This window comes from Novosphingobium sediminicola, from assembly GCF_014196525.1.
Lineage (GTDB): Bacteria > Pseudomonadota > Alphaproteobacteria > Sphingomonadales > Sphingomonadaceae > Novosphingobium > Novosphingobium sediminicola.
In genome coordinates this window covers 148,708-162,403 of the sequence record NZ_JACIDX010000010.1, presented here as the reverse complement: position 1 = coordinate 162,403, position 13,696 = coordinate 148,708, and the positions used below count along the sequence as shown (strand labels likewise).

The 13,696-nt window shown below is 63.4% G+C and carries 13 protein-coding genes; 2 read left to right on the top strand and 11 right to left on the bottom strand.

The window, feature by feature from the left end; all coding sequences use genetic code 11:
- Positions 1 to 3: 3 nt before the first annotated feature.
- The 6 genes from GGR38_RS14155 to GGR38_RS14130 form a co-directional block, all read right to left on the bottom strand.
- The gene (locus GGR38_RS14155) at positions 4 to 573 is read right to left on the bottom strand and encodes a DUF2062 domain-containing protein (protein ID WP_343059108.1); all 570 of its coding nucleotides are present in this window, start codon (positions 571 to 573) and stop codon (positions 4 to 6) included.
- Entirely contained in the window at positions 570 to 1,052 is a 483-nt protein-coding gene (gene smpB, locus GGR38_RS14150) for an SsrA-binding protein SmpB (RefSeq protein ID WP_183626601.1), read from the bottom strand. The genes GGR38_RS14155 and smpB overlap by 4 nt, the downstream gene beginning before the upstream one ends.
- Positions 1,053 to 1,175: 123 nt before the next feature.
- A complete protein-coding gene (locus GGR38_RS14145) occupies positions 1,176 to 2,384 on the bottom strand; it encodes a type III PLP-dependent enzyme domain-containing protein (protein ID WP_172341394.1) in 1,209 nt (402 codons plus the stop codon).
- A gap of 309 nt (positions 2,385 to 2,693) precedes the next feature.
- Complete coding sequence (locus GGR38_RS14140; RefSeq protein ID WP_183626600.1) at positions 2,694 to 3,869, bottom strand: carboxynorspermidine decarboxylase; 1,176 nt, start codon at positions 3,867 to 3,869, stop codon at positions 2,694 to 2,696.
- A 3-nt stretch (positions 3,870 to 3,872) separates the two neighbouring features.
- The gene (locus GGR38_RS14135; RefSeq protein WP_168604558.1) at positions 3,873 to 4,217 is read right to left on the bottom strand and encodes a DMT family protein; all 345 of its coding nucleotides are present in this window, start codon (positions 4,215 to 4,217) and stop codon (positions 3,873 to 3,875) included.
- 17 nt (positions 4,218 to 4,234) lie between these two features.
- Entirely contained in the window at positions 4,235 to 5,446 is a 1,212-nt protein-coding gene (locus tag GGR38_RS14130) for a saccharopine dehydrogenase family protein (RefSeq protein ID WP_183626598.1), read from the bottom strand.
- Positions 5,447 to 5,645: 199 nt separating this feature from the next.
- Between GGR38_RS14130 and GGR38_RS14125 the strand changes: the two genes are divergently transcribed.
- Together GGR38_RS14125 and GGR38_RS14120 are read left to right on the top strand one after the other, a co-directional pair.
- Positions 5,646 to 6,884 (top strand): BtaA family protein, encoded by a 1,239-nt coding sequence (locus tag GGR38_RS14125; RefSeq protein WP_183626596.1) that lies wholly within the window; start codon positions 5,646 to 5,648, stop codon positions 6,882 to 6,884.
- Positions 6,885 to 6,889: 5 nt separating this feature from the next.
- Entirely contained in the window at positions 6,890 to 7,543 is a 654-nt protein-coding gene (locus tag GGR38_RS14120; protein ID WP_183626594.1) for a class I SAM-dependent methyltransferase, read from the top strand.
- A 16-nt stretch (positions 7,544 to 7,559) separates the two neighbouring features.
- On the opposite strand, the gene GGR38_RS14115 is transcribed toward GGR38_RS14120, so the two are convergent.
- From GGR38_RS14115 to GGR38_RS14095, 5 genes are all read right to left on the bottom strand, one after another.
- The gene (locus tag GGR38_RS14115; RefSeq protein ID WP_183626592.1) at positions 7,560 to 8,759 is read right to left on the bottom strand and encodes a class I SAM-dependent RNA methyltransferase; all 1,200 of its coding nucleotides are present in this window, start codon (positions 8,757 to 8,759) and stop codon (positions 7,560 to 7,562) included.
- 15 nt (positions 8,760 to 8,774) lie between these two features.
- On the bottom strand, positions 8,775 to 10,139 hold the full coding sequence (locus GGR38_RS14110; protein ID WP_183626590.1) for an NAD(P)H-hydrate epimerase: 1,365 nt from the start codon (positions 10,137 to 10,139) through the stop codon (positions 8,775 to 8,777).
- Positions 10,136 to 11,977 carry a dihydroxy-acid dehydratase gene (gene ilvD, locus GGR38_RS14105; RefSeq protein WP_183626588.1) on the bottom strand — a complete coding sequence of 614 codons (1,842 nt, stop codon included), beginning with the start codon at positions 11,975 to 11,977 and terminating at the stop codon, positions 10,136 to 10,138. The genes GGR38_RS14110 and ilvD overlap by 4 nt, the downstream gene beginning before the upstream one ends.
- 78 nt (positions 11,978 to 12,055) lie before the next feature.
- A complete protein-coding gene (locus GGR38_RS14100; RefSeq protein ID WP_183626586.1) occupies positions 12,056 to 12,790 on the bottom strand; it encodes an N-formylglutamate amidohydrolase in 735 nt (244 codons plus the stop codon).
- Positions 12,787 to 13,614, bottom strand: coding sequence for a 4-(cytidine 5'-diphospho)-2-C-methyl-D-erythritol kinase (locus tag GGR38_RS14095; protein WP_183626584.1), 828 nt, complete (start codon positions 13,612 to 13,614; stop codon positions 12,787 to 12,789). The genes GGR38_RS14100 and GGR38_RS14095 overlap by 4 nt, the downstream gene beginning before the upstream one ends.
- Between the last annotated feature and the right edge of the window lie 82 nt (positions 13,615 to 13,696).

Below are 13,696 nucleotides of genomic sequence, written 5' to 3'. Positions count from 1 at the left end.
CGTTCAGCCTTGCGCGCCAGCGCGTTGCCGCCGCCGCGCATGACGCACCAACACCACCCGCCGCCAGACCAGCGCGGCCACCACATAGCCCACCGCCGCGCTGACCAGCGAAATAACGCCCAGCCCCAGCAACAGCGCAGGCGCGCCATCCGAAAGCAGCCAGCGGCCCCATTCCGTTAACCCTGCCCCGCTGCGATACAGGTGATCGAGCGCGTTCAGATCGGCGTGGAAGCCGAAATTGTTACCCACCGAAATCGCGCCCACCATGATGAAAGGCGTGGTGGCCGGATTGGAAAGGAAGGTCATCGCGCCCGCCAGCGGGATATTCCCGCGCCAGGGCACGCACATCAGCGCCGCGCCCACCAATTGCACACCGGGGATCAGCGCGAAAATGCCGACCAGCAGGCCGACCGCCACCCCGCGCGGCACGCTGCGCCGATTAAACCGCCACAGATCGGCGCGCAGCACCAGATGGGCAAAGGGGGCGATAATGCGGCTCTTTTCCAAAGCCGACCGGGTGGGCAGCAGGTTTCGCGCCCAATTGGACAGAGAAACGAGCCGCCGCCCGCTCACTTGTATTCCCTCATGATCCGGGCCTGATCACGCTTCCATTCGCGCTCCTTGATCGTGTTGCGCTTGTCTGCGTCATTCTTGCCCTTGGCCAGCGCCAGTTCGACCTTGGCCCGGCCCCGTCCGTTGAAATAGACCGAGAGCGGCACCAGCGTCATGCCTTTGCGCTCCACCGCGCCGGTCAGCTTGGCGATCTCGCGTTCGTGCAGGAGCAATTTGCGCGGGCGTTTGGGCTCATGGTTAAAGCGGTTGCCATGGCTGAATTCGGGCACATTGGCATTGACCAGCCAGACCTGACCATCGCGCACCTCGGCATAGGCTTCGGCAATCGAGCCTTCGCCAAAGCGCAAGGACTTCACCTCGGTGCCGGTGAGAGCGATGCCCGCCTCCAGCTTATCCTCGATGAAATAGTCGAAACGCGCGCGCCGGTTTTCGGCAACGGTCTTTTTCTTGTCGAACTGTGTCGGAGTCGGGCGGGCCATGTCCAGCATGTAGGATGCGCAGGCCCCAAGCGAAACCCCTTGCCGTGCCGTTTTCGAGGCAATGGACAAAAAAGAGGGCGACCCGTTGCCGAGCCGCCCCTTTTTGTCTCTTTTGCGAAGGCCTTAACGCAGGCGCACCACATTATCCGAATGGCGCGGATCGCGGCGGGTGCCGCAATATTGCGTCGCCATCGGCTCATCGCCAACTTCGGCCACCATACCGGTACCAAAGCCGTTGAAGCGCGTGCGCATTGCCGCGCCATAGGCGCCCAGCATGCCGATTTCGATGTAATCGCCGGGCTGGATATTGGCGGGCAGACGGAACGGGCCTTCCATATAGTCGGCATCGTCGCAGGTCGGGCCATAGAAGGCGAAGTCTTCCTCGGCGCTGTCACGCTCGGGGTTCAGACACTTGACCGGGAAACGCCATTCGACATGGGCCGCGTCATAGAGCGCGCCATAGGCGCCCTCGTTGATGAACAGCTCGTTGCCGCGGCGCTTTTCCACCTGCACGATCATCGAGTTATATTCCGCCGACAGCGCCCGGCCCGGTTCGCACCACAGCTCGGACGAGTAGGACACCGGCAGCGATTCAGCGGCGCGGTGGATCGAGGCGAAATAATCCTCCATCGGCGCAGGCTCCATCCCCGGATAGATCGAGGGGAAGCCGCCGCCAACGTCAATGATGTCCACCGTGATCGACGCATCGACAATCGCGGCGCGCACGCGTTCCAGCGCCTGAACATAGGCAAAAGGCGTCATCGCCTGCGAACCGACGTGGAAGCAGATGCCAAGGCAATCGGCAACCTGACGAGTGGCCTGAAGCAGCGGAGCGGCATCCGCCAGATCGATCCCGAACTTCGACGCGAGGCTCAGCTCCGAATATTCGCTCGACACGCGCAGACGCACGCAGAGCGAAAGGTCGGTGGCCGCATTGCCGTCACGGTCGCGGGTGGCCTCGACGATCTTTTCCAGCTCTTCCTGGCTGTCCAGGCTGAAGGTGCGGACGCCATGGATATGATAAGCCTCGTGGATCGCGGCCACCGGCTTGACCGGGTGCATGAAGCACAGGGTCGGCTCGGCGCCCAGCGTTTCGCGAACGAGGCGGATCTCGACAATGCTGGCGGTGTCGTAATGCGTGACGCCATTTTCCCACAGCACGGCCAGCAGGTCGGGCGAAGGATTGGCCTTCACGGCATAGAGCGACTTGCCCGGAAACTTCTCAACAAAGAAGCGGGCAGCGCGCGCAGCAGCTTGCGGGCGATTGAGGATAACGGGTTCGTTGGGCGCGAGGGCGCGAACTACAGCCGATGCATCAAGATGAATGGACAACGCAAGGGACCCCCAATAGGCCATTCGGCCAAGATAAACACAATGGTGAAAAGCTGCCTTGCGGTTTGGAAGTCCCCATGGGGCAGCGAGGGGGGTGCATATAGGCCGTTTGTCGGGGGGTGCAAGCGGAAAAATCACGCCTGATCGCAGCTTTGAGCGCGAATGGCGGAAAACTGGCCTATCCGAATATCATCCCAGAACTGCATGACAGTTTCATGACAAAAACAAGGCGGCGCGCCATCCGAAACGGATGACGCGCCGCCGGTCTATCATTTTGATATTTCGTTATTTAATCAACGAATCGCGCCATCAGCTCAAACGGTCGCGAAATGTCTCCCAACTGAAATGTTTCACACATTCCAGCGAATCATCCGCGCTGTTCCATAGCCAGATCGAGGGCAGCGGCACGCCATTGAAGGTCGTGGTCTTGACCATCGAGTAATGCGCCTGATCGAGGAAGGCGAAACGCTGCCCCGGCTCGCACGGGACCGGCAGGCGATAATCGCCGATCACATCGCCCGCCAGACACGAAGGCCCGCCCAGACGCACCGCTTCACCCTCCTCGCGCTCGCCCAGCATGGCGGGGCGATAGGGCGCCTCGATCACATCAGGCATATGGCAGGTGGCCGAAATATCGACGATGGCGACCGGGATGCCGTTGGTATGAGCATCGAGCACCGTGCCGATCAGGATGCCCGCATCCAGCGCAACCGCCTCGCCCGGTTCCAAATAAAGCTCGCAGCCGGTCTGCGCCTTCACCGCTTGCAGGAAGGCGACCAGATCGTCGCGCTGATAATCGGCGCGGGTGATATGATGCCCGCCGCCAAAGTTCAGCCAGCGGATCGGCCCGCCATTCACCGCCAGCCAAGGCGCGATGGTGGGATAGAGCGCATTCCACGTGCGCTGGAGCGGCTCGAAATCCTGCTCGCACAGCGTATGGAAATGCAGGCCCGTGACGCCTTCGAGATGCTCCGCCGTCACCTGATCGACCGGAAAGCCCAGACGCGAGCCCAGCGCGCAGGGGTCGTATTTCTCGACCTCACCCTCACGGTGGAGCGGGTTGATGCGCAGACCGATGTCGAAATCGCCGCTCTGCTGCGCCAGAATAGGACGAAAACGGGCAAGCTGGTTCGGCGAATTGAAGATCACATGATCGGAAATCGCGCAGATCTCAGGCAGATCCTCGGCCTTATAGCCCGCGCAATAGGTGGCGATCTCGCCCTTATAGGACTGCTGCGCCAGACGCGCTTCCCACAGGCCACTGGTGCAGACGCCATCGAGATATTCGCCCACGATCGAGGCGACGCGCCACATGCTGAACGCCTTCATCGCGGCCAGCACCTTGATGCCCGCCCGGTCGCGAATATCGGCTAGCACGGACAGATTGGCCCGCAGCCGCGCCTCATCCACCACAAAGGCTGGCGAATTGACACGGTTCATGTCAAAATGCGCAAACGCGCCCGGATCGCCTGCACGAGTTTCCATGCGTCAGTTTCCTTTGAAAATCAGCGCCGCGCCCGCAATAATCAGCGCAAAGCCCGCCAGTTGCGCCAGCCCCGGCTTTTGTCCGAACAGCGCCCACGCCACGAGCACGAAGCCCGCGAGCGAAAAGACTTCCTGCATCGTCTTGAGTTGGGCCAGCGAATAGGCCTTTGACCCAAGCCGATTGGCGGGAACGGCCAGCCAATATTCGAAAAAGGCCAGCCCCCACGAGGCCAGCACGGCCACCCAAATCGCCTTGTGGGGCGCCTTAAGATGGCCATACCACGCCACATTCATGAACAGGTTCGACCCCGCCAGCATCAGCGGGGGCAGGATCAAGCCCCAATTCATCAGCCGAGAACCTTCATTTAGAAAGCCACCGGACCTTCCAGCTCTTCCACGCTCCACGGCAGGCCATGCTTGTTCAGCATGTCCATGAAGGGATCGGGATCGAACTGTTCGATGTTGAACACGCCCGCGCCGCTCCACACGTCCTGCATGATCATGGCCGCACCGATCATGGCCGGAACGCCGGTGGTATACGAAACCGCCTGATTGCCGGTTTCGGCATAGCATTCCTCGTGGTCGCAGATGTTCTTGATGTAGAACGTCTTTTCGCCGCTGCCGTCCAGCGCCTCGCCGGTGGCGATGTCGCCGATGTTGGTCTTGCCTTTGGTGGTGGCGCCCAGCGTGCTGGGTTCGGGCAGAACGGCCTTGAGGAACTGGAGTGGAATGATTTCCACGCCATTGTAGATCACCGGATCGATGCGGGTCATGCCCACATTCTGCAGCACGGTCAGATGCTTGATATATTCATCGCCAAAGGTCATCCAGAAACGCGCGCGTTCCAGCTCCGGCAGGAACTTCGCGAGGCTTTCCAGCTCCTCGTGATACATCATATACATGTTCTTGGGGCCGACTTCGGCAAAGTCGAACTGGACCTTGTTGGCCATCGCCGGGGTTTCGACGAACTGGCCGCCTTCCCAGTGGCGCGCAGGCGCGGTCACTTCGCGGATGTTGATTTCCGGGTTGAAGTTGGTGGCGAAAGCCTGACCATGATCGCCGCCGTTGCAGTCGAGAATGTCGAGCTGGCGGATGGTTTTCAGCTTATGCTTCTTGAGCCACATCGCGAAAACCGAGGTCACGCCCGGATCGAAACCCGACCCCAGCAGCGCCGTCAGGCCAGCTTCCTTGAAGCGGTCCTGATAGGCCCACTGCCAATGATATTCGAACTTGGCCACGTCCTTGGGCTCATAATTCGCGGTGTCCATGTAATGCGCGCCCGCGATCAGACAGGCATCCATGATTGTCAGATCCTGATAAGGCAGCGCCAGATTGACTACCAGCTTGGGGCCGATCTGCTTGATCAAAGCGGCCAGCGCCGGAACATCCTCGGCATCAATCGCATAAGTGGCCACGTCAACGCCCGTGCGCTCCTTGACCGACACGGCAATCGCATCGCACTTGCTCTTGGTGCGGCTGGCCAGATGGATGTCGGAAAAGATATCCGCATTCATCGCCATCTTGTGCACCGCCACCGAGCCGACGCCGCCAGCGCCAATCACCAGAACCTTGCCCATGGGCGAAACTCCATAAAAACGGGCCGGCGCTGATGCCCGGCCCTGAAAAATCCGAATGCCGCCATATAGGGCCGGATTGTGACAGCACAACATCCGTTGATAGGCCCAATTGTCGCCAAACCGTCACGCGCACGTCATGGCAACGCAACGCACCGGTCATATGAGCGCTGAAAATAGTTCAGCCGGAGACAAGTCGCCCATGTCCGCCCCTTTGCGCGCCAATCCTATTAATGCCCCGCATATTATCGACAGGGCCGTGGTGCGCAGCCATGCCAAGCGGGGCGAACGCCTTGCCGACCGGGCCTTTGCGCTGGCTTTTCGCGGCCTGGTCTATGCGCAGATCTGGGAAGATCCGGTGGTGGATATGGCCGCGCTGGAAATCGCGCCCGACAGCCGGATCGTCACCATCGCCTCGGGTTCGTGCAATGCGCTGTCCTATCTGGTGGCCGATCCGGCCCAGATTACGGCGGTGGACCTCAACACCGCGCATATCGCGCTGGGCCGCCTGAAATATGCCGCGTTTCGCCATCTGCCCGATTACGAATCGCTGCGCCGATTCTTTGTCGAGGCCGATAACAAGGCCAATCTGGCCGCCTATCGCCAATATCTGACCCCGCATCTGGATGAACCCACCCGCCGCTATTGGGAAGGGCGCGATCTGGCCGGGCGCAAACGAATCGGCGGTTTTGCCAGCGGCATCTATAAGCGCGGCCTGCTGGGCAATTTCATCGGCATGGCGCATCTGGTCGCGCGGCTGTATCGGGTCGATCTGCGCGCCATTCTGGATGCGCAGAGCATCGAGGACCAGCGCCGCATCTTTGATGAAAAGATCGCGCCCGTATTCGACAAACGCTTCATCCGCTGGCTGACTAACCAGCCCGCCAGCCTTTATGGCCTTGGCATTCCCCCTGCGCAATTCGACGCGCTGGCGGGCGATCAGCGCATGGCCAACGTGCTGCGCGCGCGGCTGGAAAAGCTGGCCTGCGACTTTGCCGTGGGCGAAAATTACTTCGCGTGGCAGGCCTTCAACCGCGGCTATGGCAAGGGGCCGGACGCGCCGCTGCCGCCCTATCTGCAACCCGCCAATTACGCGAAGGTGCGCGACCGCATCGACCGCATCGACTGGCGCCATGTCAATTTCACCGACCATCTGCGCGAGCAACCCGACACCAGCCTCGACCGTTACATCCTGCTCGACGCGCAGGACTGGATGAGCGACGAGCAATTGACCGACCTGTGGCAACAGATCACCCGCACCGCCCGTCCCGGCGCGCGCGTCCTGTTCCGCACGGCGGCCGAGGAAACGCTCCTGCCCGGCCGCGTGCCCGATGAAACCCTTTCGCACTGGGATTACAGCGAGGCCGAAGCGCGCGACCTGATCCGCGCCGACCGCTCCTCGATCTATGGCGGCCTCCACCTTTATCGCTTCAAAGGATAATCCCCATGGCAACGGCACCTGTTCTCGACACCCATGGCGATCTGATGGACAGCGTCTATCGCTGGCAGCGCCATATCTATGATGTCACACGAAAATATTTCCTGTTCGGACGCGACCGGCTGATCCGCGGCTTGCGCATGCCCTATGGCAGCGCAGTGCTGGAGGTGGGCTGCGGCACGGGGCGCAACCTCTCGCTGGTGCGCGATCTGTGGCCCAAGACGCAGATCCACGGGCTCGATATTTCGCCGCTGATGCTGGAAACCGCGCAGGATCGGCTGGGCGCCCGCGCGCGTCTGGCGGTGGGCGATGCCTGCAATTTTGATGCGCAGGATCTGTTTGGCCGCCCCCATTTCGAACGGGTGATGATCTCCTTTGCCCTCTCGATGATCCCGGCATGGGAAGAAGCCATCGCTCAGGGCATTGCCGTGCTGGCGCTGGGGGGCGAACTGCACATCGTCGATTTCGGCATGGGCGAAGGGCTGCCCGCGCCCTTGCGCTGGGTGCTGATGCGCTGGCTGGCGCATTTCCACGTCACCCCTCGCCCCGATCTGGCCGAGGTCGCCCATCATCTGGCGGGCAGCATCGCATCGGTGGAGACACATGACGGCCCGCTGGGTTACTATCGCCTGATCGTCATCCGGCGGTATCGGGGCGCGTAATGCGCCCCACGCCGAATTAATCGCGCACGAACAGGCTTGCCAGTTCGACATGGGTGGTCCAGCGGAATTGACCCACCGGGCGCAATTCGGCCAGACGATAGCCGCCCTCGATCAATTGCGCCGCATCGCGGGCCCAGCTTGACGGGTTGCAACTGATATAGACCACGCGCTTGACCGTGCTGGCGGCGATACGCCCCACCTGTTCGCGCGCGCCCGCACGCGGCGGGTCCAGCACCACGCCGCCAAAGCGGTTGAGTTCGTCGGGCATCAGCGGATTGCGGAACAGATCGCGGTGCAGCGGATGGACGATGAGCCCAGAGCGCCCCGCCGCCGATTTGCACGCCAGAAACGCCGCGCGGTCGGCCTCCGCCGCCAAAACCTTGGACCCCGCCTTGGCCAGCGCAAAGGCAAACGTCCCCAGCCCGGCAAACAGATCAGCCACCGGCGACACGCCTTTCAGCCATTCCACCGCCGCGCCCACCAGCGCCTGCTCGCCATCCAGCGTGGCCTGAAGGAAGGCGCCGGGCGGCAGAGGCGCCTCCACCCCCGACAGGTTGACCGTCACGCCGTCCGGCTCCCACAGGCTTTCCGGCCCATAGCCCTGATCCAGCGAAAGGCGCGCCAGCCCATTGTCGCGGGCGAAATCGAGCATCGCCTCGGTCTGCTGCAAACCTTCGACCGTCAGGCCTTTGAGCGCAACATCCACGCCCTGAGTGGCCAGCGTCAGGTCGATTTCCACCGCAAAGCGCCCATCGCGCCGCGACAGCAATTTGCGCAAAGGCCCCAGAACGGCGACCAGTTCAGGCGCCAGCACCGGGCATTCCTTCAGATCAACCAGCTTGTGTGACCCGCCCTCGGAATAGCCCAGAGCGATGGCGCCGCCCACCCGCGCCGCGCGCAGCGCAGCGCGCCGCCGCGATCCGGCGGGCGAAAGATGCGTGGGGGCCAGAATCTCCGGCTCCATCCCCTGCCCGCGCGCGGCATGGACCACCCGGTCGCGCACGAATTCGGACAAAGCCTCATCGCCCACATGTTGCAAGGTGCACCCCCCGCAAGTGCCGTAATGGCGGCAGGCGGGCGCGGCATAATTGGCCCCGCGCGCAATCGAGCCATCCGAACGCAACACATCCCCCGGCGCAGCCCCGGCCACATAGGCCCCGCTGGCGGTTATGCCATCGCCCTTGGCGGCAATGCGCAGGATCGGATCGTCACTCATGCTGGCCCCTTAACTCTAGAGGCTGGCCCGATAGGCCTTTGCGATGGATTTGGCCAGTTCTCCGGCAGAAAAAGGCGGCGGCGTGATCCGCGCCGCTTGCCCATGCAGCCAGATGCCTTCGCAGGCCGCCGCGAAAGGTTCAGCCCCCGTGGCCAGCCTGCTGGCAATCGCGCCTGCCAGCACATCGCCCGTGCCCGCCGTGGAAAGCCAGCTTGAAGCACGCGGCGCGGCGGCCCAACGGCCATCGGGCGCGGCGACAATTGTGTCCGGCCCCTTGGCCACGATCACCATGCCGCTGGCCTGCGCCAGATTGCGCGCGCGCGAGATCTTGTCCTCGCCCCGGCTGTCAAAATGACGCTCCAACGCGGCCAGTTCACCTTCATGCGGTGTGGCAATAGTGGCCGCCATCCCTTTGGAAAGAAGATGACATCCATCGGCATCCAGCACCGTGGGCCGCTCCGCCGCCAGCGCCTCGGCAAGCAGGAAATGTCCGCCAGCATCGCGCCCCAACCCCGGCCCGACCAACAGCGCCGCGATCCTGTCATCCGAAAAATCCGCACGCGCCGCCACCAGATCGACCGGCACCGCCAGCGGCGCATCGCAAAGCACTTTGACATAGCCCGCGCCCGCGCCCTGCGCCGACGTGGCCGCCAGCAACGCCGCGCCGGGCATCGCGCCCGCCACCACGCCCAGCAGTCCGCGCCGATATTTATGCGCATCGGCCGCCGGAGCATGAAACCGGGGCCGCCCAATCACCGCCCCCGCATCGGCCAAAGCCGCGCAGCCAATATCCACCAGTCGCAGCGCCCCCATCCGCGCCATGGCGGGCATCAGCACATGCGCAGGCTTCCATGCGCCCAGCGCTATCGTCAGATGATAATCGGGCAGGCCTTCATTCAACGCCGCGCCCGTATCGGTGGCGATCCCGCTGGGCAGATCGACCGCAATCCGTTTGCCATGGCGCGCCGCCAGATCGTTCAGCAGCGCCAGATCGGCATCCCCCAGCCCGCGCGTCAGCCCGGTGCCGTACAGGCAATCGACCAGCACATCGCCATCGACCACACTATCCGCCACCGCGCCGGAATAAAGCGAGCGCGCCAGCCGCGCCGCATCGGTGCGAGGATCAGCGGCAGGAACGACGACCACATGCCCGCCCATCCGCCGGATCGCCTCGGCAATCACCCAGCCGTCGCCACCATTGTTGCCCGGCCCGGTCAGCACCGTGACCCGGCGCAGCGGCCCGGCGATGCGCCAGACATAATCCGCCGCCCCGTTCCCTGCGCGCTGCATCAGTTCGTCCACGCCGATCCCGCCCGCGATCAGCGCGCCTTCGGCGGCGCGCATTTGCTCTGCGGACAGGATCTGAGACGGGGCGATCATTTCAGTTGCGAGAGATCCCGCACCGCGCCGCGCGCCGCGCTGGTGGTCATCGCGGCATAGGCCTTCAAGGCGGTCGAAACCTTGCGCGGGCGCTCCTTGGCCGGGTGCCAGCCCTTGGCCGCCTGCGCGATGCGGCGCTCGGCCAGAACTTCGTCCGAAACGGCAAGATTGATCGTGCGGCCGGGGATGTCGATCTCGATCACATCGCCGGTTTCCACAAGGCCAATCGCGCCGCCCTCGGCAGCCTCAGGCGAAGCATGGCCGATCGACAGGCCCGAGGTGCCGCCCGAGAAGCGACCGTCCGTGATCAGCGCGCAGGCCTTGCCCAAACCCTTCGACTTCAAGTAGCTGGTCGGATAGAGCATTTCCTGCATGCCCGGACCGCCCTTGGGCCCTTCATAGCGGATGACGACCACGTCGCCCGCCACGACCTGTCCGGTCAGGATCGCCGTCACCGCCGCGTCCTGGCTTTCGTAAACCTTAGCCGGGCCAGTGAACTTCAGGATGCTTTCATCCACGCCCGCCGTTTTGACGATGCAGCCTTCGAGCGCGATATTGCCGAACAGGACCGCCAGACCGCCATCCTTGCTGAACGCATGTTCGCAGCTGCGGATCACGCCCTTTTCACGGTCAGTGTCGAGGCTTTCCCAACGGCGGCTCTGGCTGAAGGCCACCTGCGTGGGCACGCCGCCCGGCGCGGCGAGGAAGAATTCCTGCACTTCAGGATCGTTGCTGCGGCCGATGTCCCATTTGGCCAGCGCATCGCGCAAGGTCGGCGCATGAACCGTGGGCAGATCGGCATGGAGCAGCCCGCCGCGTTCAAGCTCGCCAAGGATCGAATAGATCCCGCCCGCGCGGTGAACGTCCTCCATGTGAACATCATTCTTGGCCGGAGCCACCTTGGACAGGCAGGGCACGCGGCGCGAGAGGCGGTCAATGTCGTTCATGGTGAAATCGACCCCCGCTTCCTGCGCGGCGGCCAGCAGGTGGAGCACCGTATTGGTCGATCCGCCCATGGCGATGTCGAGGCTCATCGCGTTTTCAAACGCTTCAAAGCTGGCGATGTTGCGCGGCAGCACGCTGTCATCATCCTGCTCATAGTAACGCTTGCACAATTCGACCACCAGACGCCCGGCGCGCAGGAACAATTCCCCGCGATCCGCATGGGTTGCCAGCATCGAGCCATTGCCCGGCAGCGACAGGCCCAAAGCCTCGGTCAGGCAGTTCATCGAATTGGCGGTGAACATGCCCGAGCAGCTGCCGCAGGTGGGGCAGGCCGAGCGTTCGATGGTTTTCACTTCTTCGTCGGTATAGGCTTCGTCCGCCGCCGCAACCATGGCGTCGACCAGATCGAGCGCCACTTCCTTGCCGCGCAGCACGACCTTACCCGCTTCCATCGGCCCGCCCGAAACGAACACGACCGGGATGTTCAAACGCATGGCGGCCATCAGCATACCGGGCGTGATCTTGTCGCAATTGCTGATACAAACCATCGCATCGGCGCAATGGCCATTGACCATATATTCGACGCTGTCCGCGATCAGGTCGCGGCTGGGCAGCGAATAGAGCATGCCGTCATGGCCCATCGCGATGCCGTCGTCGATGGCGATCGTGTTGAATTCCTTGGCCACGCCGCCTGCCGCCTCGATCTCGCGCGCGACCATCTGGCCCAGATCTTTCAGGTGAACGTGGCCCGGCACGAACTGGGTAAAGCTGTTGACGACCGCGATGATCGGCTTGCCGAAATCGCTGTCCTTCATGCCGGTGGCGCGCCACAGGCCCCGCGCGCCCGCCATATTGCGGCCATGGGTGGATGTGCGTGAACGATAGGCAGGCATGGGGATACTCCGGCAGACTCGGGAAGACGTTTGCGCCCCTACTAAAGGGCTGCGCAAGTGGCAATGTGAAAATTGCAATCAGGGAAGATTTAGCGCAACTTTATTACAAATGTCCGCCATACGGTTGGCCCATAGCGCCTGCCCTGCGGCATCGCCAATCAGGTCCTGACGAATCTCGACGCCCAGATAGGGGCGACCCTCAGCCTCGGCATGGCGGTTCATCGTGTAATTCAGCACGCGGCCCGAATAGGGCAATTGATCGCCCACGATCAGCCCCTCGGCCTCCAGCAGCGGAATGGCGATCCGCGCGGCGCGGTCATCCTCATTATACAGGACGCCGATATGCCACGGGCGCGCCTCGTCGCTGGTGGCCAGACGCGGCGTAAAAGAATGCAGCGAGAGGATCAGCGCGGGCGGCGCATCATTCAGCAATTGCGAAAGCGCCCCATGATAGGGATGGTGAAACCGCGCCAGACGGGCCTCGCGCGCCTCAGGCGTCAGGTCATTGCCGGGGATCGCATGGCCATCGCTGACATGCGGGATGGTTGCGGCCTGATGGTCGCCCCGGTTGAGATCGCAGACGAGGCGGCTGACATGGGCGCAATAGGCGGCAATGCCGGGGCGCTGGGCCATGATCTGCGCAATCGCGCCCACGCCGATGTCCACGGCAATATGCTGGTCCATCAATTCGGGCGCGATGCCAAGATCCACGCCCTCGGGGACACGGTTGCTGGCATGGTCGGACACGATCAGGATGCCGCCGAACTTGGGCTCTCCAAACAGGCGATAGGCGTCGGTTTCGCGCGCGATCATCGCAGCAGCCCCGCCATTTGCCACCATTGCGGATGATGCGCGGCGATCCGGGCGGCAGCCTCATCGCGCGCGGCCACATCGTCGAACAGCGCAAAACAAGTCGCGCCCGAACCCGACATGCGCGCAAGCCAAGCCCCCGTTTGCCCCAATGCCGCCAACACATCGGCCACCGGCGGACAGATCGAAATCGCGGGCGCCTCCAGATCGTTGCGGCCATGCAGAGCAATCTCTCGCGCGCTGCCCTGCGGCATGGCGCCGCGATCGACGCGGTCCCACGCCTTAAACACCGGGCCGGTTGGCAGTGGCACGCGCGGATTGACCAGCAGCACCGGGCAGCCCTTCAGATCCTCGGGCGCCGGTTCCAGTTCCGTCCCCGTGCCGCGCCCGACCATCGCCACGCTTTCCACGCAGGCAGGCACATCGGCCCCCAACCCGGCGGCCAGCCCATGCCAATCCTCAGGCAAAACCCCCGCCCGCCGCGCCATACGGAAAACCGCGCCCACGTCGGCCGATCCTCCGCCCAGCCCCGCCGCAACCGGCAAAGCCTTGTCCAACGCCACCGCCCAGCCGCCATCACGCGGGATCAGCGCCAGCGCGTCCAGCACCAGATTGCTCTCCTCACCGGCCAGCAAGGGCGAGAATTCCCCCGTGATCGCCAGCGAATCTCCGCCCGCAGGCATCGCGCTCAACGCATCGCCCGCATCGACGAAGGCAAACAGCGTTTCCAGCTCGTGATAGCCATCCTCGCGGCGGCGGCGCACGTGGAGCGCAAGGTTGATCTTGGCATAAGCCGTTTCGGAGAGGGGGAAATCGCTGGGTTCCATGGCGCCTCCCATGGCCCGAGCGCCCGGCGCAAGCAAGACGCCTTTGTAAGGAAATACCTTACAGCACTTGTCATCCGCCCCC

Excerpts from the sequence above, each read along its gene's own strand:
- GGR38_RS14135 (WP_168604558.1), bottom strand. The coding sequence starts at position 4,217 with ATGAATTGGGGCTTGATCCTGCCCCCGCTGATGCTGGCGGGGTCGAAC.
- GGR38_RS14115 (WP_183626592.1), bottom strand. The coding sequence starts at position 8,759 with ATGAGTGACGATCCGATCCTGCGCATTGCCGCCAAGGGCGATGGCATA.
- GGR38_RS14125 (WP_183626596.1), top strand. The coding sequence starts at position 5,646 with ATGTCCGCCCCTTTGCGCGCCAATCCTATTAATGCCCCGCATATTATC.
- smpB (WP_183626601.1), bottom strand. The coding sequence starts at position 1,052 with ATGGCCCGCCCGACTCCGACACAGTTCGACAAGAAAAAGACCGTTGCC.
- GGR38_RS14120 (WP_183626594.1), top strand. The coding sequence starts at position 6,890 with ATGGCAACGGCACCTGTTCTCGACACCCATGGCGATCTGATGGACAGC.
- GGR38_RS14110 (WP_183626590.1), bottom strand. The coding sequence starts at position 10,139 with ATGATCGCCCCGTCTCAGATCCTGTCCGCAGAGCAAATGCGCGCCGCC.
- GGR38_RS14140 (WP_183626600.1), bottom strand. The coding sequence starts at position 3,869 with ATGGAAACTCGTGCAGGCGATCCGGGCGCGTTTGCGCATTTTGACATG.
- GGR38_RS14130 (WP_183626598.1), bottom strand. The coding sequence starts at position 5,446 with ATGGGCAAGGTTCTGGTGATTGGCGCTGGCGGCGTCGGCTCGGTGGCG.
- GGR38_RS14100 (WP_183626586.1), bottom strand. The coding sequence starts at position 12,790 with ATGATCGCGCGCGAAACCGACGCCTATCGCCTGTTTGGAGAGCCCAAG.
- ilvD (WP_183626588.1), bottom strand. The coding sequence starts at position 11,977 with ATGCCTGCCTATCGTTCACGCACATCCACCCATGGCCGCAATATGGCG.
- GGR38_RS14095 (WP_183626584.1), bottom strand. The coding sequence starts at position 13,614 with ATGGAACCCAGCGATTTCCCCCTCTCCGAAACGGCTTATGCCAAGATC.